The sequence below is a fragment of the Methylophilus sp. OH31 genome (assembly GCF_000576615.1).
Lineage (GTDB): Bacteria > Pseudomonadota > Gammaproteobacteria > Burkholderiales > Methylophilaceae > Methylophilus.
Genome location: NZ_BAUS01000010.1, coordinates 19793 through 43599, shown reverse-complemented (window position 1 = coordinate 43599; position 23807 = coordinate 19793). Strand labels below are relative to the sequence as shown.

30 protein-coding genes and 1 tRNA gene are annotated in these 23807 nt (G+C 50.9%); 28 read left to right on the top strand and 3 right to left on the bottom strand.

Translation table 11 applies throughout. The annotated features are described in order from the left end of the window. Positions 1 to 118: 118 nt before the first annotated feature. The 22 genes from OH31_RS11730 to xerD all read left to right on the top strand — a co-directional run bounded on the left by OH31_RS11730 (position 119) and on the right by xerD (position 15596). On the top strand, positions 119 to 631 hold the full coding sequence (locus tag OH31_RS11730; RefSeq protein ID WP_024930881.1) for a MarR family winged helix-turn-helix transcriptional regulator: 513 nt from the start codon (positions 119 to 121) through the stop codon (positions 629 to 631). Positions 632 to 659: 28 nt separating this feature from the next. Continuing rightward, positions 660 to 1037 carry an SgcJ/EcaC family oxidoreductase gene (locus tag OH31_RS11725; protein ID WP_019883657.1) on the top strand — a complete coding sequence of 126 codons (378 nt, stop codon included), beginning with the start codon at positions 660 to 662 and terminating at the stop codon, positions 1035 to 1037. Between the two features lie 34 nt (positions 1038 to 1071). Beyond that, the gene (locus OH31_RS11720) at positions 1072 to 1974 is read left to right on the top strand and encodes a DMT family transporter (RefSeq protein WP_024930880.1); all 903 of its coding nucleotides are present in this window, start codon (positions 1072 to 1074) and stop codon (positions 1972 to 1974) included. Between the two features lie 141 nt (positions 1975 to 2115). Beyond that, entirely contained in the window at positions 2116 to 2844 is a 729-nt protein-coding gene (locus OH31_RS11715; protein WP_019883655.1) for a YebC/PmpR family DNA-binding transcriptional regulator, read from the top strand. A gap of 38 nt (positions 2845 to 2882) precedes the next feature. After that, entirely contained in the window at positions 2883 to 3443 is a 561-nt protein-coding gene (gene ruvC / locus OH31_RS11710; RefSeq protein WP_024930879.1) for a crossover junction endodeoxyribonuclease RuvC, read from the top strand. After that, positions 3440 to 4015 carry a Holliday junction branch migration protein RuvA gene (gene ruvA / locus OH31_RS11705; RefSeq protein ID WP_024930878.1) on the top strand — a complete coding sequence of 192 codons (576 nt, stop codon included), beginning with the start codon at positions 3440 to 3442 and terminating at the stop codon, positions 4013 to 4015. The genes ruvC and ruvA overlap by 4 nt, the downstream gene beginning before the upstream one ends. A gap of 150 nt (positions 4016 to 4165) precedes the next feature. After that, a complete protein-coding gene (gene ruvB, locus OH31_RS11700) occupies positions 4166 to 5212 on the top strand; it encodes a Holliday junction branch migration DNA helicase RuvB (RefSeq protein ID WP_024930877.1) in 1047 nt (348 codons plus the stop codon). A gap of 1 nt (position 5213) precedes the next feature. Beyond that, positions 5214 to 5609: a tol-pal system-associated acyl-CoA thioesterase gene (gene ybgC, locus OH31_RS11695; RefSeq protein ID WP_024930876.1), complete on the top strand. Its 396-nt coding sequence runs from the start codon at positions 5214 to 5216 to the stop codon at positions 5607 to 5609. Further along, complete coding sequence (gene tolQ, locus OH31_RS11690) at positions 5606 to 6280, top strand: protein TolQ (RefSeq protein WP_019883648.1); 675 nt, start codon at positions 5606 to 5608, stop codon at positions 6278 to 6280. The genes ybgC and tolQ overlap by 4 nt, the downstream gene beginning before the upstream one ends. 11 nt (positions 6281 to 6291) lie before the next feature. Further along, positions 6292 to 6684: an ExbD/TolR family protein gene (locus tag OH31_RS11685; RefSeq protein ID WP_019883647.1), complete on the top strand. Its 393-nt coding sequence runs from the start codon at positions 6292 to 6294 to the stop codon at positions 6682 to 6684. A 21-nt stretch (positions 6685 to 6705) separates the two neighbouring features. After that, positions 6706 to 7530, top strand: a complete 825-nt coding sequence (locus tag OH31_RS11680) for a cell envelope integrity protein TolA (RefSeq protein WP_024930875.1) — start codon at positions 6706 to 6708, stop codon at positions 7528 to 7530. A gap of 58 nt (positions 7531 to 7588) precedes the next feature. After that, a complete protein-coding gene (gene tolB / locus OH31_RS11675) occupies positions 7589 to 8923 on the top strand; it encodes a Tol-Pal system beta propeller repeat protein TolB (protein ID WP_024930874.1) in 1335 nt (444 codons plus the stop codon). 46 nt (positions 8924 to 8969) lie between these two features. Then, positions 8970 to 9524, top strand: a complete 555-nt coding sequence (gene pal, locus OH31_RS11670; protein ID WP_019883642.1) for a peptidoglycan-associated lipoprotein Pal — start codon at positions 8970 to 8972, stop codon at positions 9522 to 9524. Further along, positions 9511 to 10380, top strand: a complete 870-nt coding sequence (locus OH31_RS11665; protein ID WP_024930873.1) for a YbgF trimerization domain-containing protein — start codon at positions 9511 to 9513, stop codon at positions 10378 to 10380. The genes pal and OH31_RS11665 overlap by 14 nt, the downstream gene beginning before the upstream one ends. A 70-nt stretch (positions 10381 to 10450) precedes the next feature. Beyond that, positions 10451 to 11092, top strand: coding sequence for a 7-carboxy-7-deazaguanine synthase QueE (gene queE, locus OH31_RS11660; RefSeq protein ID WP_024930872.1), 642 nt, complete (start codon positions 10451 to 10453; stop codon positions 11090 to 11092). A gap of 2 nt (positions 11093 to 11094) precedes the next feature. After that, the gene (gene queC, locus OH31_RS11655) at positions 11095 to 11796 is read left to right on the top strand and encodes a 7-cyano-7-deazaguanine synthase QueC (RefSeq protein ID WP_024930871.1); all 702 of its coding nucleotides are present in this window, start codon (positions 11095 to 11097) and stop codon (positions 11794 to 11796) included. An 81-nt stretch (positions 11797 to 11877) separates the two neighbouring features. Next, a complete protein-coding gene (gene rpsP / locus OH31_RS11650; protein ID WP_019883638.1) occupies positions 11878 to 12339 on the top strand; it encodes a 30S ribosomal protein S16 in 462 nt (153 codons plus the stop codon). Positions 12340 to 12377: 38 nt separating this feature from the next. After that, positions 12378 to 12914: a ribosome maturation factor RimM gene (rimM, locus tag OH31_RS11645; protein ID WP_235273005.1), complete on the top strand. Its 537-nt coding sequence runs from the start codon at positions 12378 to 12380 to the stop codon at positions 12912 to 12914. 17 nt (positions 12915 to 12931) lie between these two features. Next, positions 12932 to 13666: a tRNA (guanosine(37)-N1)-methyltransferase TrmD gene (gene trmD / locus OH31_RS11640; RefSeq protein WP_198289774.1), complete on the top strand. Its 735-nt coding sequence runs from the start codon at positions 12932 to 12934 to the stop codon at positions 13664 to 13666. 32 nt (positions 13667 to 13698) lie between these two features. Continuing rightward, positions 13699 to 14088, top strand: a complete 390-nt coding sequence (rplS, locus tag OH31_RS11635; protein ID WP_024930869.1) for a 50S ribosomal protein L19 — start codon at positions 13699 to 13701, stop codon at positions 14086 to 14088. Between the two features lie 105 nt (positions 14089 to 14193). Continuing rightward, a complete protein-coding gene (locus OH31_RS11630; RefSeq protein WP_024930868.1) occupies positions 14194 to 14670 on the top strand; it encodes a methylated-DNA--[protein]-cysteine S-methyltransferase in 477 nt (158 codons plus the stop codon). An 8-nt stretch (positions 14671 to 14678) separates the two neighbouring features. Next, the gene (gene xerD / locus OH31_RS11625) at positions 14679 to 15596 is read left to right on the top strand and encodes a site-specific tyrosine recombinase XerD (RefSeq protein WP_024930867.1); all 918 of its coding nucleotides are present in this window, start codon (positions 14679 to 14681) and stop codon (positions 15594 to 15596) included. A gap of 3 nt (positions 15597 to 15599) precedes the next feature. Here the strand turns inward: xerD and OH31_RS11620 are convergent, their stop codons facing one another. Both OH31_RS11620 and folB read right to left on the bottom strand, forming a co-directional pair. Continuing rightward, complete coding sequence (locus OH31_RS11620) at positions 15600 to 16655, bottom strand: putative phage abortive infection protein (RefSeq protein ID WP_024930866.1); 1056 nt, start codon at positions 16653 to 16655, stop codon at positions 15600 to 15602. Beyond that, the gene (folB, locus tag OH31_RS11615) at positions 16652 to 17002 is read right to left on the bottom strand and encodes a dihydroneopterin aldolase (protein ID WP_024930865.1); all 351 of its coding nucleotides are present in this window, start codon (positions 17000 to 17002) and stop codon (positions 16652 to 16654) included. Before folB ends, OH31_RS11620 begins: the two co-directional genes overlap by 4 nt. Positions 17003 to 17116: 114 nt before the next feature. Between folB and plsY the strand changes: the two genes are divergently transcribed. Then, entirely contained in the window at positions 17117 to 17728 is a 612-nt protein-coding gene (gene plsY / locus OH31_RS11610; RefSeq protein ID WP_019883629.1) for a glycerol-3-phosphate 1-O-acyltransferase PlsY, read from the top strand. 10 nt (positions 17729 to 17738) lie between these two features. Here plsY and tsaD read toward each other — a convergent pair whose 3' ends face one another. After that, on the bottom strand, positions 17739 to 18761 hold the full coding sequence (tsaD, locus tag OH31_RS11605) for a tRNA (adenosine(37)-N6)-threonylcarbamoyltransferase complex transferase subunit TsaD (RefSeq protein ID WP_024930864.1): 1023 nt from the start codon (positions 18759 to 18761) through the stop codon (positions 17739 to 17741). A 135-nt stretch (positions 18762 to 18896) separates the two neighbouring features. Between tsaD and rpsU the strand changes: the two genes are divergently transcribed. From rpsU to OH31_RS11580, 5 genes are all read left to right on the top strand, one after another. Continuing rightward, positions 18897 to 19109: a 30S ribosomal protein S21 gene (gene rpsU, locus OH31_RS11600; protein ID WP_018987466.1), complete on the top strand. Its 213-nt coding sequence runs from the start codon at positions 18897 to 18899 to the stop codon at positions 19107 to 19109. A gap of 126 nt (positions 19110 to 19235) precedes the next feature. Further along, positions 19236 to 19679, top strand: a complete 444-nt coding sequence (locus OH31_RS11595) for a GatB/YqeY domain-containing protein (protein WP_024930863.1) — start codon at positions 19236 to 19238, stop codon at positions 19677 to 19679. 78 nt (positions 19680 to 19757) lie between these two features. Beyond that, the gene (gene dnaG / locus OH31_RS11590) at positions 19758 to 21497 is read left to right on the top strand and encodes a DNA primase (protein ID WP_024930862.1); all 1740 of its coding nucleotides are present in this window, start codon (positions 19758 to 19760) and stop codon (positions 21495 to 21497) included. A gap of 149 nt (positions 21498 to 21646) precedes the next feature. Then, complete coding sequence (rpoD, locus tag OH31_RS11585; protein ID WP_024930861.1) at positions 21647 to 23596, top strand: RNA polymerase sigma factor RpoD; 1950 nt, start codon at positions 21647 to 21649, stop codon at positions 23594 to 23596. Positions 23597 to 23616: 20 nt separating this feature from the next. Continuing rightward, positions 23617 to 23695 (top strand) — tRNA-Ile (locus tag OH31_RS11580). The last annotated feature ends 112 nt before the right edge of the window (positions 23696 to 23807 follow it).

Sequence of the window (23807 nt, the reverse complement as noted above, 5' to 3'; positions counted from 1 at the left end):
CTCCTTTCATAGGGCACGGATAGTTAATATACACCGATGTGGTAGTTAGTAACATATTTGTTTCACTTAAATTTGCCCAGTTGACATAATTAGCTAGCTAACTATAATGTAGCTAATTATGTTGCAACTTAGAGATCTCCCTACCCAAGAAATTTTGCAGCGGTTTGCCCAACGGTACCCCGCAGCAGATGTGACGTCTATTGCCAGCTTTTTAATGCTGCTGCGGGTGGCGACTGATTTGTCCGTGGCGCTGGACGCCTGCCTGAGCAAGCATGATTTGCTGCAAGGCCGTTGGTGGGTGCTGATTTTACTTATGCGCGAAGCTGACCTGACGTCTACGCCTTCAGTGCTGGCGGAAAAGCTGGGCGTGACGCGTGCAACCATGACTGGTTTGCTCGACGGCCTGGAGCAGGGCGGCCTGGTACAGCGTATCTCTGTGCCTGAAGACCGGCGTAGTGTCAAAATCCAGCTCACAGCGGCAGGCCAGGCCAAACTGGATGCCGTGATGCCGGATTACTACACACGCTTACGGTTGTGCATGCGGGGCTTAAGTGAGCAGCAACGCAATGATTTGCAAGCGATTTTAGGTGTGATAGACCTCGGGATGTCTGCCTGGGATTTTAATCAGTAAATTCAATTTTTAATGAAAGAGTTTCACCATGGCAACTGTTGTAGATACTTTAATCGCATTGAACCAGCAATTTGACGCCGCGTTTAACAGCAAAAATGCCCAGGCGATTGCGGCCTTGTATGCCAATGACGCGATTGTGATGCCAGCACCTGCCGGTCAGGTGGTCAAAGGTCGTCAGGCGGTGGCCGAGTTTTTCGGTGGCTTGATTGAGGCTGGCGTGATTGAACATGCGCTGACCATGAAAGAAGCGGTGGTGACTGACACGCTGGCAACACAAACCGGTAATTGGGCAGGTGCCTTGATCGGCGAAGATGGTGTCAAGCAGCAGTTTGGCGGCAATGTACAGGTTGTTTTCCAGAAACAAGCGGATGGCCAATGGCTGGCTGTGACACATATCTGGAATTAATACACAGGGAACATACTTCGATGGAACAAGGCTCATGGATCAACTGATCAAACAACGTTCGCAAGCGCTGACCGCGCTGCTGGTACTCACCATCATCTGGGGCTATAACTGGGTGGTGATGAAGAGCGCGCTGCAATATGCCGGGCCGTTCCAGTTTGCGGCCATGCGTACGTTTTTTGGTGCGCTGGTGTTGTTCCTGGTGTTGTATGTGACGCGCCGTCCCATGGGTTTAACCGAGTTTCCGACCATGCTGCTGTTGGGTATTTTGCAGAATGTCGGTTTTACCGGTGTGCTTATGTGGGCGCTGGTAGAGGGCGGCGCGGGTAAAACGGCCGTGCTGACCTATACCATGCCTTTCTGGACCTTGCTGTTTGCCTGGCCGATGCTGGGCGAACGTGTGCACGGCTGGCAATGGCTGGCCGTCATTGCCGCGGTGCTTGGCATGCTGTTTATTTTCGATCCGCTACATATCCGTGCGGATAGTTTTAGTATGTTGCTGGCCGTGTTGTCTGGCGTGTCATGGGCGTTGTCGGCCATCATGACCAAGCAGTTGCACAGGCGCCATCCGAACTTGGACTTGATCAACCTGACGGCATGGCCGATGTTGCTGGGTTCCTTGCCCATGGTGCTGATCGCCTGGCTGGTGCCTGCGCCAGCGATTGATTGGTCGCCTTATTTGATCGGTGCCGTATTGTTTAACGTGGTGCTGTGTGGTGCGCTGGCCTGGTTATTATGGCTGTTTGCCTTGCAGCGGTTGCCTGCTGGCGTGGCGAGTATGGCCTCCATGCTGGCGCCGGTGATCGGCGTGATTGCGGCCTGGATACAGCTGAACGAAGTGCCGGATCATCTGGAAATGATAGGGATGGCGTTGATTATCTTTTCGCTCAGCCTGATTTCGATCCTCATGATGCGACCCGGTTACGGCAAAAGCCAATAATTGAAGCCGACTTTATAAAAGGTCTGACATTGTCAGGCCTTTTTTGTTGTGTACGACGGTCGTTTGGTGATTGGGCGGCTGTGGTAAAATCAGCGGCTTAAATTACTTCAACAACGTTGTTAAAAAATACAAGGAAGCACTATGGCTGGGCATAGTAAATGGGCCAATATTCAGCACCGTAAAGGCCGTCAGGACGCCAAACGCGGCAAAATCTTTACCAAGCTGATCAAGGAAATCACGGTTTCTGCGCGCATGGGTGGTGGCGATACCGCCATGAACCCGCGTTTGCGTGCGGCGGTGGCTGCAGCTAAAGAAGAGAATATGCCGTCAGACAATATCACGCGTGCCATTAAAAAAGGTACGGGCGAACTGGAAGGCGTGAGTTATGAAGAGATTCGTTATGAAGGCTATGGCATCAATGGTGCCGCCATTATTATTGACTGCCTGACTGATAACCGCCAGCGCGCCGTCATGGACGTGCGCCATGCCTTAACCAAGCATGGTGGCAATCTGGGCACCGATGGCAGCGTGGCGTTTATGTTCAAGCACTGTGGCCAATTGGTGTTTGAGCCGGGTGTCTCCGAAGATGCGGTGATGGAAGTCGCGCTCGAAGCAGGCGCAGAAGATGTGATTGCGGATGAAGACGGCAGTATTGAAGTGGTCACTGCACCAAACGACTTTATCACCGTGAAAGAGGCGCTGGAAGCGGCCGGGCTGAAAGCAGTGATGGCACAAGTTACGATGAAATCACTTAATGAAGTGGTTTTCACAGGTGATGATGCAGTCAAAATGCAAAAAATCCTCGATATGCTGGAAGACCTGGATGACGTGCAGGATGTGTACACTTCTGCCGTGATTGAAGAGGTTTAATTGGTGCTGTTCGCTGGCATGTGGTCAACAGCTTGCTAATGGCCGTACACCGCATATTGGGCATAGACCCTGGCTTAAGAGTGACCGGCTTTGGTGTGATCGAAGCGGTGGATGGCAAGTTGTCGTATGTCACCAGCGGCGTGATTAAAACGGCTTCTGCTAAAAAGAGTGCAGAGGGCGAGCCAGAAAAAGAAGCCTTGCCGGAGCGCCTTAAAGTGATCCTGGATGGTTTGTTTGAGGTGATCGCCACCTATCAGCCGACACAAGTGGCGATTGAAAAAGTCTTTGTGAACGTCAACCCGCAATCGACCTTGTTGCTGGGACAGGCGCGTGGCGCGGCGATTTCAGCAGCAGTGATCCGGCAATTGCCGGTGGCCGAATATACGGCGTTGCAGGTGAAGCAGGCTGTGGTCGGTAATGGCCATGCACAAAAAGAGCAAGTGCAAGAGATGGTCAAACGCTTGCTCAAATTACCTGCAACCCCCAGTCCGGATTCAGCAGACGCATTAGCGTGTGCCATCTGTCATGCGCATGGTGGGCAGGGCCTGGGGGCATTGGCCACCACCGGTTTAAGAGTCAGAAATGGAAGATTAATATGATTGCGCGTTTGCAAGGCCGTTTGCTGGAAAAGTCGCCGCCCCTGATTGTGATTGATTGCAATGGCGTCGGCTATGAAGTGGAGGTGCCCATGAGCACTTTCTACAACTTGCCTGAGCTGGGCCAGCCGTTGCAAATATTGACGCATATGGTGGTGCGTGAAGATGCGCAATTACTGTATGGGTTTGGCAGCGAGCAGGAAAAAAATACCTTCAAGCAATTGCTGAAGGTGAACGGTATTGGTGCCAAGTCTGCGCTGTCTATTCTCAGTGGCGTTAGCGTCAATGATTTAATGCTGGCCGTCAGCCAGCAAGAAGTCTCATTGCTCACGCGTATTCCTGGTATCGGCAAAAAAACCGCCGAGCGTTTGCTGCTGGAGCTCAAAGACAAGTTTGTCGTGACTGGCTCTACTTCGGCGCAGCCTTCGGCTAAAGCGGCCACGGACGATATTCTCAATGCGCTGGTGGCGCTGGGTTATAACGAGCGTGAAGCTTCTGCGACCGTCAAATTGCTGGAACCAGGCATCAGTGTCAGCGATGGTATACGCCAGGCTTTGAAGTATCTGGCCAAGTGAGGCATCGCAGTCAATAGCCATGGTCTGTGATAGTCAAACGCCGCATGGTATCATGACAAAAAATAACTTCTCCCAGTGACTGACAATACGCGACCGGCAATGAGGGTTTTTGTTGACTAAATTTGCTTTGCACTTCACTACCGACCACCCATGATTGAAACTGATAGACTCGTCGCTCCTGCCACTGCCAGCACCCAAGAGGAGGCGCTGGAACGTGCATTGCGCCCCAAAGTACTGGATGAGTATGTGGGGCAGGAAAAAGCGCGCGGTCAACTCGAAATTTTTATCAATGCCGCCCGTGGCCGCCAGGAAGCGCTGGATCATGTGCTGCTGTTCGGCCCTCCCGGTCTCGGTAAAACCACGCTTGCCCATATTATTGCCAAAGAAATGGGCGTCAATCTACGCATGACTTCGGGCCCGGTGCTGGAGCGTGCTGGCGATCTGGCCGCGTTGCTGACCAATCTTGAACCTAACGATGTCCTGTTTATTGACGAAATCCACCGCCTAAGCCCGGTGGTTGAAGAGATTTTGTACCCGGCCATGGAAGATTACCGGCTGGATATCATGATCGGCGAAGGCCCGGCTGCGCGCAGTGTGCGCCTGGATTTGCCGCCATTTACGCTGGTGGGTGCCACCACGCGTGCCGGTATGCTGACCAATCCCTTACGTGATCGTTTTGGTATCGTTGCACGGCTGGAATTTTACAGCCATGACGAATTGGCCAAGATTGTCAGCCGTTCTGCCAACTTGCTTGAAGTCGAGATGCAGCAGGCGGGCGCTTCTGAAATTGCGCGCCGCGCACGTGGCACGCCACGTATTGCCAACCGTTTGCTACGCCGCGTGCGCGATTACGCGCAGGTGAAGTCTGATGGCGTGGTGACGGATAAAGTGGCGGACGCAGCGTTGAAAATGCTGGATGTCGATCAGCAGGGGCTGGACGTGATGGACCGTAAACTGTTGCAGGCTGTGGTTGAGAAGTTTGGTGGCGGGCCAGTGGGCCTGGATAACCTGGCGGCGGCCATTGGTGAAGAGCGCGATACGATTGAGGATGTGCTGGAACCTTATTTGATCCAGCAAGGCTATATCATGCGTACCCCGCGCGGTCGTGTCGCCACCCTGATGACTTATCAGCATTTTGGCCTGAAAGCCCCTGCCAGCATGACCTCTGGCGAGCTGTGGCAAAGCGCCGGGCAATAATATGTTTGTGTGGCCGGTGCGTGTGTATTACGAAGATACCGATGCGGGTGGCGTGGTGTATCACAGTCGCTACCTGAACTTTATGGAGCGCGCACGGACAGAATGGTTGCGCGTTGCGGGTTTTGCCCAGGCTGCGTTAAAGCAACAAGAGCAGGTGCTGTTTGTGGTACACAGCATGCAACTGCAATTTAAAAAACCAGCCAGGCTGGATGACCAGTTACAGGTAGTATCACGCTTGATCGAGATGAAGCGTGGCAGTTTTAGCTGCCAGCAGCAGATTACGTGTGGCGAAACGATTTTAATAGAGGCGCAGGTCAAGGTGGCCTGCGTGGATGCGGATTCATTTAAACCAACGGGTATTCCGGCCCGACTCAAAATTGCACTGGAGTCTTCATGAATGTAGCGAACGATATGTCGATTTTTACCCTGGTGAGTGGGGCCAGTTTACCAGTCCAACTGGTGATGCTGATCCTGCTGCTGACCTCACTGGTCTCCTGGTGGTATATCTTCATTAAAGTATTTTCATTGAAGGCTGCCAATGAAAATGTAGACCAGTTTGAGGCGCAGTTCTGGTCCGGTGGTGATTTGAACGAATTGTATGAGCGCATTACTGCAGGCAGAAAAACACCCCAGGGCATGGCCAGTATTTTCCAGGCGGGCCTCAAGGAGTTTATCCGTTACAAACAGCAAAAAGATACCGAAGTGAGTGACGTGATGGAAGCCACACGTCGCGCCATGCGTGCCTCTTATAACCGTGAACTGGATTACCTGGATTCGCATTTGCCATTCCTTGCGTCAGTCGGTTCCGTCAGCCCTTACATCGGCCTGTTTGGCACGGTATGGGGCATTATGAACGCGTTCCGTGGTTTGTCTAATGTGGCGCAAGCTACGCTGAGCCAAGTGGCACCAGGCATTGCTGAAGCACTGGTGGCGACGGCGATCGGCCTGTTTGCGGCGATTCCGGCCGTGATTGCCTATAACCGCTTTGCGGCAGGGGTTGACCGTCTGTCCGTGCGCTACGAGAGCTTTATCGAAGAATTTACCAACATTTTGCAACGTAGAGCCTGATTGGAGTCGCGATGAGCAGAACGCGTAAACGGCGCATGATGAACCAGATTAACGTCGTGCCTTATATCGACGTCACGCTGGTGTTGCTGGTGATTTTTATGGTGACCGCCCCCATGACCAATCCTGGCATGGTAGAGCTACCCAAAGTTGGTCAGGCACTTAAGCAAAGTGGCGACCCGATTGTGGTCACTGTGCAAAAAGAGGGCACCGTTCTCATGGATGGCAAGGAAATGCAGCGCGATGACATGCTGGCATTGATCCGCCAGCGTCTGGCTGAGGCGGAAAAGCCTGTGGTAGTGTCTGCTGACAAGAACACGCCTTATGGTGAAGTGGTGTCAGTCATGGATTTATTGAAGCAGGCGCAAGTGAATCAGGTTGGCTTGTTGTTTCAAAACGAAAAGTAAGCGTTTAGTGATTTAAAACAGATGAAGATCGTATTGTCGCCACAAGATCAGGTCATACGCAAACGCGCAGCCATGCTGTCTGTGCTGATGCATGTGCTGCTATTTCTGGGCATGATTTTCATGGTCGACTGGAAAGCCGTGCACGTGAATCCTAGCGTGATGGAAGCTACTCTGTGGGATAGTTTGCCCAGTAAGCAGCCATCCAAGCCGGCCGCAAAACCTGTGGAGCCTACTCCACCGCCGCCGCGGCCTGAGCCAGAACCCAAACCACCCGAGCCTAAGCCGCCAGAAAAAGTGGCCCCGCCGGAGCCGCAAGTCAAACAAGCGGAACAAGAAGCGGAAATTGCACTCAAAAAACGGGAAGATGAGAAAAAACGTCTCTTAGACGAAGAGAAAAAGAAAGAACTTGAGCAGAAAAAGCAGGAAGAAAAACTGAAGAAAATTCAGGAAGCGCTGCGCAAGCAAGAGGAAGAGGATAAGCTGAAAAAGATTCAGGACGCCATGCGTCAACAGGATATGGATGCGCAGCAATCAGCCGCAGCCGGTGCGGTTGATCCTTCTGTGCTTAGCTATTACATGGGGCTGATGAGTCGCAAGATTCGCAATAATGTTAACTCTGGCTTGTGTCCAGTGACCAATCCGGAGTTGCTGGTTGACATACAAATGACCAATTCGGGTGATATATCTGGTATGCCCAAGCTGGTCAAAGGTTCCGGTGATGCTGTTTGTGATGACGCGGTGATCCGCGCCATTTTGGCTGCAAAACCGTTTGATATGCCCGATGATCCGGCCGCCCGCAAGAAAATGGTGGATCAGATACGTTTGAAGTTCAGGCCGCGTAGCTAATAGAGCAATGACGCTGAACAAGCTTTTCGTTATAATTCTTGTATATAAGCAAACCAAAATGAATAAAACTGTAACCATGCAAAATCTCAAAAATGGTTTGATCCATTTTTTGTCTCACACAATTGGTGCTAGCCTACTGGTGTGGATGTTCACGCTGCCGGCCCAGGCTGCTCTGGAGCTCGAGATCAGTGGCGGTAGCGCGATCCAGATCCCGATTGCGATTCTGCCCATGGCGGAATCCGGTAGCGCCCAATCTGGCAGCCGTTTGCATGAAATTATCAGCAACGATTTGCGCGGTAGCGGCATGTTCCGCATTATCAATACCAGCGGCATGCCTGCGTTGCCAACCAATGCTGCGCAAATTAAATACACTGACTGGACGGCATTGAAAGCGCAAGGCCTAAGCTTGGGTGAAGTGCAACAAGCGGGCGGTAATTTAAAAGTGTCTGTGCAAGTGATGGATGTGTTGCGCCAAACTGCTTTGCTGCAACTGACCTACACCGTCTCGCCCAGCCAGTACCGCCATGTGGCGCATTTGATTGCTGACCAGATCTATGAAAAATTCACCGGCCAACCAGGCGCGTTTTCGACACGCATCGCCTATGTAACCAAAGTTGGTAAGCGTTTCACTTTGCAGATTGCAGATTACGATGGCTTTAATGCGCAAACGCTGGTGTCATCCAATGAGCCGATTATTTCACCTTCCTGGTCGCCTGATGGCAGCAAAATGGCCTATGTGTCATTTGAGAAAAAGAAACCCATCGTATTTGTGCAATCCCTGTACACTGGTGAGCGTAAAATTGTTGCCAATTTTAAAGGCAATAACAGTGCGCCAGCCTGGTCGCCCGATGGCAGCAAGCTGGCTGTCGTATTGACCTATGGTGCTAACTCACAGATTTATACCATTTCTGCCGATGGTTCTAATTTGCAGCAAGTGACGAAGAGTAGTGCGATTGATACATCGCCTGCATTCTCACCGGATGGGCAATGGATATACTTCACTTCTGATCGTGGCGGGCGCCCGCAAGTGTATAAAGTGTCCGCGTCCGGTGGCTCGGCTTCACGGGTAACCTTTGAAGGCAGTTATAATGATGGTCCGCGCTTTTCGCCAGATGGTAAATATCTGACCTATATCCGCAATGATGGCGGTGCATTCAAGGTGGCGGTGCAGGATCTGGGCAGCGGTGATGTCAAAGTGCTCAGCACTGGCTCGCAAGATGAATCACCCAGCTTTGCCCCTAATTCGCGTACCATTATGTACGCAACCCGTGTTGGCGGCAAAGGCACGCTGGCGACCGTCACTGTTGATGGTCTGGTCAGGCAGCGTTTGTCAGAAGCGGGTGGAGATATTCGTGAACCTGCATGGGGACCTGCACAAGCAGCGCCCAAGTAGTCTATCCGTGGTCAATCTATTTAGTCACTCATTTTAAGGAGAAAGTATGAACAAGACAATTTGGACAGTTGCAGCACTTGCATTGGTGTTGACTGCTTGTAAAAGCACCCCGATGAACCCGGCAAAAGTGGAAGATTCCAGCGTGACTCGCCCAATTGCCAAATCACAAAGCAACACTGGTGCTGACAGCTCTGCCAGCACAGACAAAATTAATATCAAAACCGTTGATGTTGACAGCAGCAAAGATGAGTTGAGCGCTGCTGAGTTGGCTAAACGTCAAGTGTTCTTTGATTATGACAGCGATGCGATTCGTGAAGAGTACAAAGGCCTGGTAGCTAACCACGCTAAATACCTGGTTGCGCACCCGCAAACTAAAGTGGTGCTGCAAGGCAACACCGATGAGCGCGGTACCCACGAGTACAACCTGGCATTGGGTCAGCGTCGTTCAGTAGCGGTTAAAAACGCGCTGAATGTATTGGGCGTGAGCGATAGCCAAATCGAAACCGTGAGCTACGGTGAAGAGCGTTCGAAGCAGAATTGTGCTGATGACGGTTGCTTCCAGCAAGACCGTCGCGTAGACATCGTCTATGCAGGTCAGTAATTTGCGACTCTCTGTTGCTTTGATTACCCTGGGCCTGACAGTGTCGACTGTCAGCCAGGCAGCCTTGTTTGACGATACCGAGGCCCGGAAGCGGATCTTCGAGCTGGAAAACAAGCAAACGACTGACCATGATGCGCAACAAAAAGCCATCACTGACCTGACGCGTACCCAGCAGTCGCTGGACCGGCGTGTGCAAAGCCTGGAAGCCCTGATTAACGGTAAGGGCTTGCTGGATATGCAAAATCAGCTGGAGCAGATGAGGCAGGATGTGGCACAGCTCAAGGGGGATCTTGAGCTTGTGACGCATCAGCTGGAGGATATGCGTACCAAGCAAGGGGCTGCATACACTGATCTTGATACGCGTGTGCGCAAGCTGGAAACGTTGGCGCAGTCAGTCAGCAGTGGGCAATTGCCAGTGTCATCATCTAACGGTAATGGCGGTAGTGCGGCAGATGCGAAAGCGGATGTGTCACAGCAGGAAGCCAATGCGTTTGCTGAAGCAGAGTCTTTAAATCAGGCTGGCAAGTACAAAGAGGCGTTTAATGCTTATGATGCCTTTTTGAAAAGCCATGCAGGCAGCAAGCTGGTGCCGGATGCGCTGTATGGCATGGGCTACACGCAGTTTGCGCTCAAGAGCTACAAATCTTCTGCTGCGACGCAGCAAAAGTTTTTGGATAGTTATGCTGCGCATGCCTTGGCGCCTAATGCCATGTTGAGTTTGGCTAACAGCCAGATTCAATTAGGCCAGATTCCGGCGGCCAAAAAGACTTTGAAAGACCTGATTGCCGCTTATCCGTCAGCAGAAGTGACGCCAAGTGCGCAAAAACGTTTGAAAGTGCTGGAAAGTATCAAATAGCAGAATTTCGCGAGTTCGGCGATAATAGCGGGCAGATAGCAATATCTGCCCGTTTACTTTTTATATCCCCATGACCACACTCAGAATTTTCGAGATTTTCTATTCCTTGCAGGGCGAAAGCTCGCGCGTTGGCCTGCCTACTATTTTTATCCGCCTGACTGGTTGTCCGCTACGTTGTGGCTATTGTGATACCGAGTATGCGTTTAAAGGTGGCAACAATATGACGCTGGATGACATCATGCAGCAGATTGCGGCTTATGGGACGCCTTATGTCTGTGTGACGGGCGGCGAGCCATTGGCGCAAAAGCCATGTATTGAATTATTGACTCGCTTGAGTGATGCTGGTTACCAGGTGTCATTGGAGACCAGTGGTGCTATGGATATTGCGCCAGTCGATCCGCGCGTCAAAGTGATCATGGACATTAAAACGCCTGGTTCTGGCGAAGTGGACAAAAACCGTTGGGAAAACCTGGCTTTGCTCAAAGCGGAGGACGAAGTGAAATGGGTGATTTGCAGTCGCGAAGATTTTGACTGGGCCAAGCAGATGTTACAAACCCGGCCATTTCCAGCGGACTGTGACCAATTATTTTCCCCGAGTTTTCATGATGTCAGTGGCGAAACGCTGGCCAGCTGGATTTTGCAGGATCACCTCAAGGTGCGCATGCAATTGCAATTGCACAAAATCCTCTGGGGCGAGAAACAAGGAGTTTAAGCTTGCTTGCAACACATAAACCCAAAGCCGTGATTTTGCTCTCCGGCGGGCTTGATTCCAGCACGGTGCTGGCGATTGCCAAATCACAAGGCTATGACTGTTATTGCCTGAGCCTGGATTATCACCAGCGCCATAATGTCGAATTGGTGGCGGCGCAACGCGTGGCGGTTGCACTGGGTGCCACCGAACATAAAACTGTGCAGCTGGATTTGTCGCTGTTTGGTGGTTCGGCGCTCACTGACAGCAATATCGCTGTGCCAGAGCAGGAAACACAAGGTATTCCCGTGACTTATGTGCCTGCGCGCAACACTATTATGTTATCGTTGGCGCTGGCCTGGGCAGAGGTATTGCAGGCACGCGATATTTTTATCGGCGTCAATGCACTGGATTATTCCGGCTACCCGGATTGCCGGGGTGAATATGTCAAAGCTTTCCAGCAAATGGCCAACCTGGCGACCAAGGCGGCAGTAGAGGGCCAGACGATTACGGTGCATGCGCCATTAATAGAGATGACCAAAGCGGATATTATTCGCAGCGGCCATGCGTTGGGGCTGGATTACGGGTTAACCGTCTCCTGCTATCAGGCCAATCAGCAGGGCGCGGCCTGTGGGGTGTGTGATTCCTGTCGTTTCCGCAAAGCAGGGTTTGCGCAAGCCGGAGTGGCTGATCCTACACCGTATGTAGGCGCATCTTCTGGTGCGTGAAAAACACTTGCCATGCTTTGATAATATCAAGTATAATCCGCGCCTTTCTGCAAAGAAATTCAATTTTAAGAGAACAAGATTATGGTCGTTATTCGTTTATCACGTGGTGGCTCCAAAAAGAACCCGTTCTACAGCCTGGTTGTAGCAGATTCGCGCAACCGTCGTGACGGTCGTTTTATCGAGCGCGTTGGTTTCTACAATCCATCTGCACGCGCTGGCGCTGAAGGCTTGCGTATCGATGAAGCACGTACACAATACTGGGTGGACAACGGTGCACAACTGTCTGAGACCGTGGCACGTTTGGTAAAATTCCACGCTAAAGGCGCTGAAGGTATGGCTGCTGTTAAAGCGAAAGAAGTTGCCAAAGCTGAAGCTGCTAAAGAAAAAGCAATCGCTGAAGCTGCTGCCAAGTTGAAAGCTGAAGCTGACGCCGCCGCTGCAGAAGCTGCCGCTAAAGCGGAAGCCGATGCTAAAGCCAAAGCAGAGGCTGATGCAGCTGCTGCCGCAGAAGCCGCTGCTGCTGAAACACCAGCTGCTGAGTAATTGTTTTTAGCGCCTTAATTCAGATGGCGTTTGAAAACATGGTCGTAATGGGGCGCATCGTCGCCCCATATGGCGTTTATGGCTGGGTGAAAGTGGTGCCGGATACGGAGTATCTGGACGGCTTGCTGGATTATGATGCCTGGTGGGTAGGTAAAGCGCCGAATTGGCGTGAAGCAACGGTTGAACAAGCCAAGCTTCACAATGACGTGTTGCTGATCAAGCTGGCGGGAGTGGCTGATCGTGATGCAGCGTTTGCCTTGAAAGGGCAGCAAATCGCCGTACCGCGTGAGTCGCTGCCTGAGCCTGAAGAAGGTGAGTATTACTGGTCAGACTTGATTGGATTGAGTGTGACCAATACGCAGGGTGTGGCTTTTGGCAACATTACGCAGGTGTTTGAAACTGGCGCGAATGATGTGCTTGTGGTCCGTGAAGCGCAGCCAACCAGCGTTAAAGGTAAAGATGGCAAGTTGCAGCAGGAGTACCGTGAGCGCTTGATTCCGTTTACCAGTGAAGCGGTGCCCGAGGTGGACTTGCAAGCAGGCACTGTGCTGGTAGATTGGGATGCTGATTTTTAAAGAAGGTGGCTCTCATGATGCAGATTGAAGTCATCAGTTTGTTTCCTGAGATGTTCGCGGCACTGACGGAATACGGCATTACCAGCCGTGCCAGGCAACGTGGTTTGTATCAGTTAACGCTGACCAATCCTCGCCAATATACGCAGGATGTGCACCATACGGTCGATGATAGACCTTATGGTGGTGGCCCTGGCATGGTGATGCTGGCTGAGCCGCTGACTGCTGCGATTGGTGATGCCAAAGCGCGGTTGCAGGCACAAGGATTGTCACCCAGGGTGATCCATTTGTCACCACGCGGTAAACCGCTGACGCATGAAAAGGTGTTGCAGCTAAAAGAATGTCAGGGGCTGGTGTTGTTAGCCAGTCGCTATGAAGGCGTAGACCAGCGTGTGCTGGATACACTGGTGGATGAGGAAGTCTCCATTGGTGACTATGTATTAAGTGGTGGTGAGTTACCCGCCATGGTGCTGCTGGATGCGATCATTCGGCAGTTACCAGGCGCGTTGGGTGATGCTGATTCGGCACAGGAAGATTCGTTTGTGAATGGCCTGCTGGATTATCCGCACTACACGCGCCCGGAAGAATTTGCAGGATTGAAGGTGCCCGAAGTATTACTTTCCGGGCATCATGAAAAGATTAGACAATGGCGATTACAGCAATCGCTACTGCTAACAAGGGCGAAACGCCCGGATTTATTGGCCGAAAGGCCGTTGACGAAAGAAGAGGCTAGGCTACTCAAGGATGTAGAGTAGGAACGAGCTCTTTACAATTAAAAGGAACCAATATGGCAGACATTATCAAAATGTTAGAGCAAGAAGAAATTGCTCGTTTGAACAAAACCATCCCTAGCTTTGCGCCAGGCGACACAGTGATCGTTGGTGTAAACGTGGTTGAAGGTACACGTAAACGTGTGCAGGCTTACGAAGGCGTTGTGATCGCCAAGCGTAACAGAGGCCTGAACTCCTCATTCATCGTGCGTAAAATCTCTTCAGGTGAAGGTGTTGAGCGTACATTCCAGACTTACTCTCCACAAATCGCTTCTATCGAAGTGAAACGCCGTGGTGATGTTCGCCGCGCTAAACTGTACTACTTGCGTGAGCGTTCAGGTAAATCTGCACGTATTAAAGAGAAATTGGTTGCGCGCGAGAAAGACATCGCTGCAAACAACGCTTAATTTAAACGTTGCACCAAAAAGCCCGGATTTCGATCTGGGCTTTTTTATTGCCTGTTGCCGCTGCGCTTGGTTGCAGCCTGGGCAAGATTGCAGTTTAATAGCGTGATGAAGAGCCTTTATGATGAACTTGATGCCTTAGTCCCGGCGCCATTCGGCTTCGTCGGCGTACGCTGTGATGAGGCAGGCGAAACCTTGCAGTTTTTGTTGCATGCCTTACCGGTCAAGGCTCGGCCGAATCTGCGTGCACAAGCGGTGGCTGACCAAGTGGCGGCCTATCTCGATAATCCAAACCATGATTGGCAACAGATTAGCAGTAATCGTGGCACCCCATTTCAGCAAGGTGTATGGCAAGCCATGCGTGAAATTCCCGTCGGTGAAACGCGCACCTATGGCCAGTTAGCTGCTGCGGTAAAGTCTGGTCCGCGTGCAGTTGCGAATGCCTGTGGCGCCAACCCCTTGCCTTTGTTTAATCCTTGTCACCGCATCGTGGCTAGCAATGGCCTGGGCGGTTTTATGCAAGGCATAGACGGCGGCTTGGAGATCAAACGCTGGTTGTTGGCGCATGAGCAGCGACACAAATAAGCGATCACATGCGGCAAAAAAAGAATGCTGTAGCAGTCACAGCGCATTTTCCTGAAATTGATGTTTTTATCGACCAGCTATGGCTGGAAGATGGCTTGTCAGCCAACACCCTATCAAGCTATCGCAATGATTTAAAGGGCTTTGCCGAGTGGTGTGGCAAGCAATCGTTAGTGCTGTGGGGTGTGCAATCACACCATGTTCAGGAATACCTCGCCCATCGCTTTCCGTTAGTCAAAGTTCGCAGTATCAATCGCTTGATTGCAACCCTGCGCCGGTTTTACCGCTATGCCTTACTGGCTAACCTGATCAAGCAAGATCCGACGCTGCATATCGAAGCGCCAAAAATGCCAAAATCACTGCCCAAGACCTTGAGTGAGTCGCAGGTGGAAGATTTACTGTATGCGCCGGATGTGAATGCACCGTTGGGTCTGCGCGATCGCGCTATGCTGGAATTGTTGTATGCCAGTGGTTTGCGCGTCTCCGAGTTGGTTAATGTGAGTATTGCCGAAGTCAGTACGCAAGATGGGGTAGTGCGGGTGACGGGCAAGGGCAGTAAGACGCGCTTGGTACCTATGGGGCAAGAAGCGGCAGAATGGATCGACCGCTACCTTGCTATCGCGCGGCCTGAAATATTAAAAGGCGGCCTGAGTGATGCGGTATTTGTCACCACGCGCGGCGCGGCCATGACGCGGCATGCATTCTGGCACATTATTCAGCGTTATGCAGTGCAAGCCGGTATCTCTCAACATATCAGCCCGCATGTGCTGCGCCATGCGTTTGCTACACATTTGCTCAATCATGGCGCGGATTTGCGCGTGGTGCAGATGTTATTGGGGCATGCGGATATTTCGACCACGCAGATTTATACGCATGTGGCCAGGGAGAGGTTGCAGCAGTTGCATAAGGTGCATCATCCGAGAGGGTAGACTTTAGAGGATGTTACGTGCTCTGTCAGAGTTGAATGCTGATGGTTTGTAGTATGAGTTTCTATCAAAATAAAGGTGTAATACCTTTATTCCAATATCAGAGTCAAATGTTAGGTTATCGAAAAGTGCGTATTTCTCAATTAGAGCTTTAAACTTTTCTCCTGTTCCTGCTAATCCATTGTAATAGAAGAAAACCATTTCGACCCAGGATAGCTGACTTCTGAATATGCTTACATAAAGCCATTTTTGTTCCTTAGTAAGTCTTTCTTCTGGCAGTCCATCGATCCAGCTTATTAACTTGTAACCTGTTCTGAAGAGGCTATCTAGCTGATATTCATTTTGATAATAAAGATAAGACCATTGTTTGTGAATATGGCCTGCAACGTTTCCTTGAAAATCTGTAGCGATGATTTCAACTTTTTTGTAAGAGCTGTGATTGTAAAAAGTGCTTCTATAAGAATTGTTAAACTCATTAGCCAATTTCTGCTGACCAAAGTTGTTATTATCTCGAACACACATTGAACTGAAAATCGCATAATCACTAAGAGAATGTTGTAATAGGTTATAAAGTGCCTCTTTACCTACTATGCGATTTTGGGGAGGGGTTGTTGTTGATATTGTATTGATTAGGTCTCTGTAAGTGCTTAGCCAAGCGAAGAATGTTTGTTCAAAGCTTTGTAATTCAATAGCTTTATTTTGAGCATTTAGCGCGAATGATGAGTTTGCAATCTCTTTGCGTGTAAGCTCTAGTTCATTTCTTGATAGTTTTAATTCTGTTGATTGATAAAGAATTGTTGCTAATAAAGCTAAAAATGAAGCAAAGCCAAAAATCGGGTTAAGCAGGCCGCCAAAATAATCCCCAAGTTGTCCGAATTCGGCTCTGAGCGTGCTAGATTCATTTGTACTTATTTGTATGATCGGCAACACTTGCCCACCAAAAGAGATTGAATACGGAAGGTAAACGGTTTTATAGGCAAAGAGAGCAATTATCAAAACAATCGAAAAAATTATTATTTTGCCAGTATGTCTTTGTATGCAAGCTGGAAATTTATGTCTCATTTTGATCGCTCAATTTGAATCCCTAAAGCCTTCAACCCCGGTAATATCCCCGGTTTACTCACTTTTAACTTCACATTCTGCGCTTTAAATTCCTGCAGAATCAGCTGGCACACATGCTCACCCAGGGCTTCAACCAGTTTAAAGCTGTGTTCTGCTAATGTTTCCCGAATGCGGGCAGCCACTTGCCCATAATCAATCGTGTCTTCAATCGCATCGGTCTGGCAGGCTTTGCTAAAGTCATAGCCGATTTCGATATCCAGAATGACAGTCTGCGCGACCGCGCGCTCCCACTCGGGAACGCCGAGTTTGGTTTGCACTTTGACTTGTTCGAGAAAGATAATATCCATTGAGGTGCACCCTTGTTGTTATTTCCGCGCAGGCCGGAATCCAGTATGATTCGGCATCATACAACATCGTGCGGTGGCTGGCATAAGCGGCTGCATTTCAGTGGAATTTAAAGCATGAACGAAATTGGGTTTGATATTGAGGCGCTGGTGTGGGTTGTGGCGGCTTATTTGATTGGGTCGATTGCCTTTGGCATTATCATCAGCAAGCTGTATCGCCTGCCTGATCCACGCACGGTGGGCAGTGGCAATATCGGCGCGACCAATGTGGCGCGTAGCGGTAAGAAATCCGCTGCGATTCTGACTTTACTGGGTGATGCTTTTAAAGGCTGGTTGCCGACCTGGTTGGCATTGCAAGCCGGGATGTTAATGGATGTGGTCGCGTTGGTGGGCCTGGCGGTATTTATTGGGCATTTGTACCCGATTTACCATAAGTTCAAAGGCGGTAAAGGCGTGGCGACAGCGCTGGGAGTGATGATTGCGTTTTCCGGCTGGTTGGCGTTAAGTGTGGTGGCAGTCTGGCTGGTTGTGTTTTTAATCAGCCGCATTTCTTCTTTGTCTGCCTTGGTGGCTGCAATATTGGCCCCCGTGATTGCCTGGCAGTTCTTGTCACCTTATCCGGTGTATGTGGCGGTGGTGGTTGTGATGACGGCGTTTCTGATTATTCGCCATCAGGGCAATATTGAGAAGTTGCTGGCAGGCACTGAAAGCCGCTTCGGCAAAAAATAGCCAACCATATTTAGGCGGGGGCTTTGAGCTCCGATAAATCCCAGCGCGGGCGGATGCTGAAGCTGTAATCTTGTTTCACTGCTTGCATGGCGTGTAAACGCATGGCACCGGCAAACGCAATCATGGCACCATTATCGGTGCAGAACTCCAGCCGTGGGTAACTGACGCTGATGCCGCGCTTGCTGGCGGCTTCGTTCAGCCTGATGCGCAGGCGCTTGTTGGCACCCACGCCGCCCGAGACCACCAGCCGTTTGAGCTTGGTTTGCTTGAGTGCTTTCAGGCACTTGTGCACCAGAATCTCGGTGACAGATTCCTGAAACTCCCAGGCAATATCTTTGACGGTGTCATCATCCAGTTGTGGCTGGTTGTTCACCAGCGTGAGCACCGCTGTTTTGAGGCCGCTAAAGCTGAAGTTCAAATCCGGGCTGTTGAGCATGGGGCGCGGTAGTTGAAAATGCGGTTTGCCCTGGTCTCCTAGTTTGGAGACGGCCGGTCCGCCGGGATAACCTAACCCAAGTAATTTAGCGGTTTTGTCGAATGCTTCGCCAGCGGCGTCATCCAGCGTATCACCTAAGAGCTCATATTGGCCGATACCGTCTACGCGCATCAGTTGGCTGTGGCCGCCTGAAACCAGCAAGGCTACAAACGGGAAGGCTGGCGGATTTTCTTCCAGCATGGGCGCCAGCAAATGGCCCTCCAGGTGGTGCACGCCGATGGTGGGTACATTGAGCGCCATGGCCAGTGATTGCGCAACGCTGGTGCCTACCAGCAAGGCGCCCGCCAGGCCAGGGCCTTGTGTATAAGCGATGCCTTCTATGTCTTGCAGGGTTTTATCGGCCTCTGCCAGGACTTGTTGGGTCAGTGGTAACGCGCGGCGGATGTGGTCGCGTGAAGCGAGTTCTGGCACCACGCCACCATAAGCGGCATGCATGTCTACTTGTGAGTGCAGGGCGTGCGCCAGCAGCCCGCGGCGCGTGTCGTACAACGCTATCCCGGTTTCATCACAAGAAGATTCAATGCCCAATACCAACATACGTGCTTTCTCGCAGACAATATTTTGCGGAAATGATTGATAAATCCAAATAAGCGCGATAGAATACGCGGTTTTCAGTGCTGCATCAATCCGCATGCACGATTTGCCAACCATTTTTGAAGGATAGGGATTTACATGACCGCTATTCGTGTGAAAGAGAACGAACCGTTTGACGTTGCAATGCGCCGCTTCAAGCGTTTGATTGAAAAAACCGGTTTGTTGAACGACTTGCGTGCACGCGAGTTCTACGAGAAGCCAACTTGGGAACGTAAACGTAAAGCCGCTGCTGCGGTTAAACGTCAGTACCGTCGTCTGCGCAACCAACAGTTGCCGACAAAACTCTACTAATTTTTAGTGGAAGTGAACGGTTAGCCGCTTTCAGGTTAACCGATGATGCGAAGGTTGTGGGTTTCCGCAACCTTTAGCTATTTATACAGCCCATATTTAAGCCTCCATTCAGATAAAGATATTTCTATGAGCCTGAAAGCACAAATCTCCGAAGACATGAAAACCGCCATGCGTGCGAAAGACATGCAAAAGCTGGGTGTGATTCGTTTGTTGCAAGCGGCGATCAAGCAACGCGAAGTCGACGAGCGTATTGAGCTGGATGATGATGCCGTGATTGCGGCGATTGAGAAAATGCTCAAGCAGCGCCGTGATTCGATTGCTGCGTTTGAAGGTGCTAACCGCCACGACCTGGCGGATCAGGAAAAGTTTGAAGTCACTGTATTGCAGGCTTATCTGCCAGCGCAATTGTCTGAGGATGAAATCAACGCCATCATTGCCAAGGTTATTGCTGAAACGGGTGCTGCGGGTGCCAAAGACATGGGTAAAGTGGTGGGTGCGGTGAAACCGCTGGTCGCAGGTAAGGCAGATATGGCAAAAGTCTCTGGCCTGATCAAGGCTGCCTTGGGTTAATTAGTCTTTAACCGCATCAACAACGGGGCGCATTTGGCGCCCTTTGTTTTTTAGTGCGCATAAGCGATACTTGCATCTATGATCCCCGAAAGTTTTATTCAAGAACTGCTCAATCGCGTAGATATTGTCGAAGTCATCGACAAGGCAGTACCGCTGAAAAAAGCCGGGGCCAATTATTCGGCCTGCTGCCCGTTCCATAACGAAAAATCCCCCAGTTTTACCGTCAGTCCGACCAAGCAGTTTTACCATTGTTTTGGTTGTGGTGCGCACGGCTCCGCCTTGAGCTTTTTGATGGAGTATAACGGCCTTAGTTTTGTTGAGGCCATACACGACCTGGCCAAACAGATTGGCATGATTGTGCCGCAAGAGCAGCGCGACCCTAATCAACCGGCTTCCCCTTCAAAGGCGGTGTTATTGAGTTTGCAAGAGACCTTGCAACAAGCCGCCAACTATTACAAAGCAGAATTGAAAAAATCACCGCGCGCGATTGATTACCTGAAAAACCGCGGTTTAAGCGGTCAGGTCGCGGCCAAGTTCCAGGTTGGTTATGCCCCGGCTGGCTGGCAAAATCTGCAAACAGTGTTCCCGCAATATGAGGCTGAGGCGCTGGAGACGGCCGGGCTGGTGGTGCAGAATGAGCAAGGGCGCCGTTACGACCGCTTTCGTGACCGTATTATTTTCCCCATCCATAACCAAAAAGGCGAAGTAATTGGCTTTGGCGGGCGCGTGATTAACCCCGAAGATACGCCAAAGTATTACAACTCGCCGGAAACACCGCTGTTTCAAAAAGGCCATGAATTATATGGCTTGTTTATGGCGCGTCGCGCCATCCGTGATGCAGGCCGCGTGTTGGTGGTTGAAGGGTATATGGATGTAGTGGCACTGGCGCAATATGGCATTGAATATGCCGTCGCGGCGCTGGGTACAGCAACTACCCCGTTTCATATTGCCAAGCTGATGCGGCAAACCGATGAAATTGTATTCAGTTTTGATGGCGACAAAGCCGGGCGCACGGCGGCCTGGCGCGCGGTAATGAACGCTTTGCCTGCGATTAAAGATGGTCTCAAGTTGCGTTTTTTATTTTTGCCTGCCGAACATGACCCGGATAGTTTTGTGCGTGAATTTGGTAAAGAGGCATTTGAAGCTGAAATGGATAAAGCAATGCCGCTGTCGCAATACATTATCCAGCATTTGAGCGAGCATAACCCGATGGCTTCGCAAGAGGATAAGCTGCAGTTTTTGAATGATGCCGAGCCTATTCTCAAGCAAATTCAGGCGCCGCGCTATGCCATGTTGTTGCGCAAAAAAGTGGCCGAGATGACCGGCTTGGCCGGCGGCGAAATGCAGCGCATGCTCAAGTTGCCAGATCCGGTTAAAACCAAACAAAAGCCTGCGCGCCAGCGTTCGCGCACACCGCTATCGCTGTATGTGCGCCTTGCCTTGATGTTGCTGATGCGGCCGCAATGGGCTAAGCCGGCGTTGATGACAGAGATTGTCGGCGAAGGCGATGAAGAGCAGATGTTACGTGTGGTGTTGAGGGCTGCTGTTGCCAAGCCGGAAGCGCGGCCAGTGGTATTGCTGCAAATGATCACACCGTATATTTCTGAGGTTTTGCGACACCAATTGCAACGTGAGTTGTCTTTATTGGACGAAACGCTGGACTTCACGCTTGAATTTGAGGGGGCGTGTACCCAATTATCAGACATGGCAATCATTGCGCGTGAAAAGTCCTTGTTAGGGCGGCTGACTGAAAAGCCATTTTCTACGCTGTCGGACGCAGAGCGTGAGGCCCTGCGGCAGTTAACCAGCAAGCGCTAGTCAGCAATTCCCTAAAAACCGTGTGGGCATGCTTAAAAAATATGCAAAAATCTGGTAAAATAAAGGGTTTCCCGTAATGTTAAATCGAGTGATGTGACAGTAGCGGTAGCCAGCACTCGGCATCAATCATTTTAGAGGTGGAATCGGCCATGGCCAGACCCAAAGCAGATAAGAGTTTAGACAAAGAACTCGGAATTAACGAAGTCGAAACACACAAAGACCCCGCCACCCAGGCAATGGATGCCGAGGCACGCCGTACGCGCCTGAAAACCCTGATTGTTCTGGGTAAAGAGCGTGGTTATTTGACCTACGCCGAGATTAATGACCATTTGCCGGATGACGTACAAGACTCCGAGCAGATCGAGAGCATTATCGGCATGATCAATGACATGGGTATCCAGGTCTATGAAGAAGCGCCGGATGCCGAAGTATTGCTGATGTCTGATGCGCCTCCGGCGGTGACTGACGAAGATGCTGCCGAAGAAGCCGAGCAAGCGCTGGCGACGGTAGACTCAGAGTTCGGTCGTACGACTGACCCTGTGCGTATGTATATGCGTGAAATGGGCACGGTTGACCTGCTGACACGTGAGGGTGAAATTGAGATCGCCAAGCGTATCGAAGATGGCCTCAAGCACATGGTGCATGCGATTGCCGCCTGTCCGACCACCATCGCACAATTGCTGGAGATGGTAGATAAGGTCGAAAAAGACGAGATGAGCGTCGACGAACTGGTAGACGGTTTGATTGACAGTGATCTCGGCCTGGATGACGCTTTGGCAGTGGCTGACGCAGAAGAAGAGGAAGCTGCTGACGAAGAAGAGGAAGAGGACGACGAAGATGGCGATGCTAAAGCATCCGCCTTGTCTGCCGAAGCGCTGGCCAGACTCAAAGACGAAGTCCTGTCTCGCTTTGCCGTCATTCGCGCTGCAAATACGCAAATGAACAGCATTCGTGAAGCCAAAGGTACCAATGATGCCGAGTACAAAACCCTGCATCAACAGGTGCTGGATGAACTGACGGCTTTCCGTTTCTCTGCCAAGCAAGTAGAAGCACTGTGTGACCAGGTGCGCAACATGGTAGAAGAAGTGCGCACGCATGAACGCAAAATCATGGATTTCTGTGTTGAAAAAGCCAACATGCCGCGTCAGCAATTTATTAAAAGCTTTGTCGGCAACGAAATCAACCTCAGCTGGTTAGATGGTGAACTTGCTGGTAAGCCTGCCTACGCAGAGCGTTTAAGCCGTTTCAGACACTCGATTCTTGACCAGCAAGAGCGCCTGCAAAACCTGCAGAACCGTGTTGGCTTGCCAATTAAAGAGTTGCGTGAAATCAACAAACAAATGACCACCGGTGAAGCACGTGCCCGTCGCGCTAAACGCGAAATGATTGAGGCCAACTTGCGTCTGGTGATTTCTATCGCCAAAAAATACACCAACCGTGGCTTGCAATTCCTTGATTTGATTCAGGAAGGCAACATCGGCCTGATGAAAGCCGTGGATAAATTTGAATACCGTCGTGGTTACAAATTTTCTACCTATGCAACATGGTGGATCCGTCAGGCCATCACGCGTTCGATCGCTGACCAGGCGCGTACCATCCGTATTCCGGTGCACATGATCGAAACCATCAATAAGATGAACCGCATCAGCCGCCAGATTCTGCAAGAAACTGGTCTGGAACCTGATCCGGCAACCTTGGCTGAAAAAATGGAAATGCCGGAAGAAAAAATCCGCAAAATCCTCAAAATCAGCAAAGAGCCTATTTCGATGGAAACGCCGATTGGTGACGACGAAGACAGCCACTTGGGCGACTTTATTGAAGACAACACCACACTGGCGCCAATGGACGCAGCGGTTTACGCCAGCCTGCGCGACGCAACCAGTGAAGTGCTGGAGTCACTGACCCCGCGCGAAGCCAAAGTACTGCGCATGCGCTTTGGTATTGAAATGAACACCGACCACACCCTGGAAGAAGTGGGCAAACAGTTTGACGTGACGCGTGAACGTATCCGTCAGATCGAAGCAAAAGCACTACGCAAGTTGCGCCACCCAACGCGCTCCGAACGTCTGCGCAGCTTCCTCGAAAACGGTCAGGATTAGTTTATAATCCCACGCTTTCCGGCCCCTTAGCTCATGCTTGGTTAGAGCAGCGGACTCATAATCCGTTGGTGCTGTGTTCGACTCACAGAGGGGCCACCAAAAATCGCTGTAAATCAAAGGGTTACGTTAATTCGTAGCCCTTTGTTTTTTTGTCATCTCGCAAAAAGTTCAACCGATGTTCTGTAATCACTCTTGTCCGACCCATATTTAT

Excerpts from the sequence above, each read along its gene's own strand:
- OH31_RS11720 (WP_024930880.1), top strand. The coding sequence starts at position 1,072 with ATGGATCAACTGATCAAACAACGTTCGCAAGCGCTGACCGCGCTGCTG.
- queE (WP_024930872.1), top strand. The coding sequence starts at position 10,451 with ATGACCACACTCAGAATTTTCGAGATTTTCTATTCCTTGCAGGGCGAA.
- OH31_RS11725 (WP_019883657.1), top strand. The coding sequence starts at position 660 with ATGGCAACTGTTGTAGATACTTTAATCGCATTGAACCAGCAATTTGAC.
- pal (WP_019883642.1), top strand. The coding sequence starts at position 8,970 with ATGAACAAGACAATTTGGACAGTTGCAGCACTTGCATTGGTGTTGACT.
- ybgC (WP_024930876.1), top strand. The coding sequence starts at position 5,214 with ATGTTTGTGTGGCCGGTGCGTGTGTATTACGAAGATACCGATGCGGGT.
- OH31_RS11595 (WP_024930863.1), top strand. The coding sequence starts at position 19,236 with ATGAGCCTGAAAGCACAAATCTCCGAAGACATGAAAACCGCCATGCGT.
- rimM (WP_235273005.1), top strand. The coding sequence starts at position 12,378 with ATGGTCGTAATGGGGCGCATCGTCGCCCCATATGGCGTTTATGGCTGG.
- OH31_RS11715 (WP_019883655.1), top strand. The coding sequence starts at position 2,116 with ATGGCTGGGCATAGTAAATGGGCCAATATTCAGCACCGTAAAGGCCGT.
- OH31_RS11730 (WP_024930881.1), top strand. The coding sequence starts at position 119 with ATGTTGCAACTTAGAGATCTCCCTACCCAAGAAATTTTGCAGCGGTTT.
- rpoD (WP_024930861.1), top strand. The coding sequence starts at position 21,647 with ATGGCCAGACCCAAAGCAGATAAGAGTTTAGACAAAGAACTCGGAATT.
- dnaG (WP_024930862.1), top strand. The coding sequence starts at position 19,758 with ATGATCCCCGAAAGTTTTATTCAAGAACTGCTCAATCGCGTAGATATT.
- OH31_RS11630 (WP_024930868.1), top strand. The coding sequence starts at position 14,194 with ATGAAGAGCCTTTATGATGAACTTGATGCCTTAGTCCCGGCGCCATTC.
- xerD (WP_024930867.1), top strand. The coding sequence starts at position 14,679 with ATGCGGCAAAAAAAGAATGCTGTAGCAGTCACAGCGCATTTTCCTGAA.
- folB (WP_024930865.1), bottom strand. The coding sequence starts at position 17,002 with ATGGATATTATCTTTCTCGAACAAGTCAAAGTGCAAACCAAACTCGGC.
- ruvA (WP_024930878.1), top strand. The coding sequence starts at position 3,440 with ATGATTGCGCGTTTGCAAGGCCGTTTGCTGGAAAAGTCGCCGCCCCTG.
- ruvC (WP_024930879.1), top strand. The coding sequence starts at position 2,883 with ATGGCCGTACACCGCATATTGGGCATAGACCCTGGCTTAAGAGTGACC.
- tolB (WP_024930874.1), top strand. The coding sequence starts at position 7,589 with ATGAATAAAACTGTAACCATGCAAAATCTCAAAAATGGTTTGATCCAT.
- rpsP (WP_019883638.1), top strand. The coding sequence starts at position 11,878 with ATGGTCGTTATTCGTTTATCACGTGGTGGCTCCAAAAAGAACCCGTTC.
- ruvB (WP_024930877.1), top strand. The coding sequence starts at position 4,166 with ATGATTGAAACTGATAGACTCGTCGCTCCTGCCACTGCCAGCACCCAA.
- rplS (WP_024930869.1), top strand. The coding sequence starts at position 13,699 with ATGGCAGACATTATCAAAATGTTAGAGCAAGAAGAAATTGCTCGTTTG.
- OH31_RS11665 (WP_024930873.1), top strand. The coding sequence starts at position 9,511 with ATGCAGGTCAGTAATTTGCGACTCTCTGTTGCTTTGATTACCCTGGGC.
- OH31_RS11680 (WP_024930875.1), top strand. The coding sequence starts at position 6,706 with ATGAAGATCGTATTGTCGCCACAAGATCAGGTCATACGCAAACGCGCA.
- trmD (WP_198289774.1), top strand. The coding sequence starts at position 12,932 with ATGCAGATTGAAGTCATCAGTTTGTTTCCTGAGATGTTCGCGGCACTG.
- plsY (WP_019883629.1), top strand. The coding sequence starts at position 17,117 with ATGAACGAAATTGGGTTTGATATTGAGGCGCTGGTGTGGGTTGTGGCG.
- OH31_RS11685 (WP_019883647.1), top strand. The coding sequence starts at position 6,292 with ATGAGCAGAACGCGTAAACGGCGCATGATGAACCAGATTAACGTCGTG.
- OH31_RS11620 (WP_024930866.1), bottom strand. The coding sequence starts at position 16,655 with ATGAGACATAAATTTCCAGCTTGCATACAAAGACATACTGGCAAAATA.
- tolQ (WP_019883648.1), top strand. The coding sequence starts at position 5,606 with ATGAATGTAGCGAACGATATGTCGATTTTTACCCTGGTGAGTGGGGCC.
- rpsU (WP_018987466.1), top strand. The coding sequence starts at position 18,897 with ATGACCGCTATTCGTGTGAAAGAGAACGAACCGTTTGACGTTGCAATG.
- tsaD (WP_024930864.1), bottom strand. The coding sequence starts at position 18,761 with ATGTTGGTATTGGGCATTGAATCTTCTTGTGATGAAACCGGGATAGCG.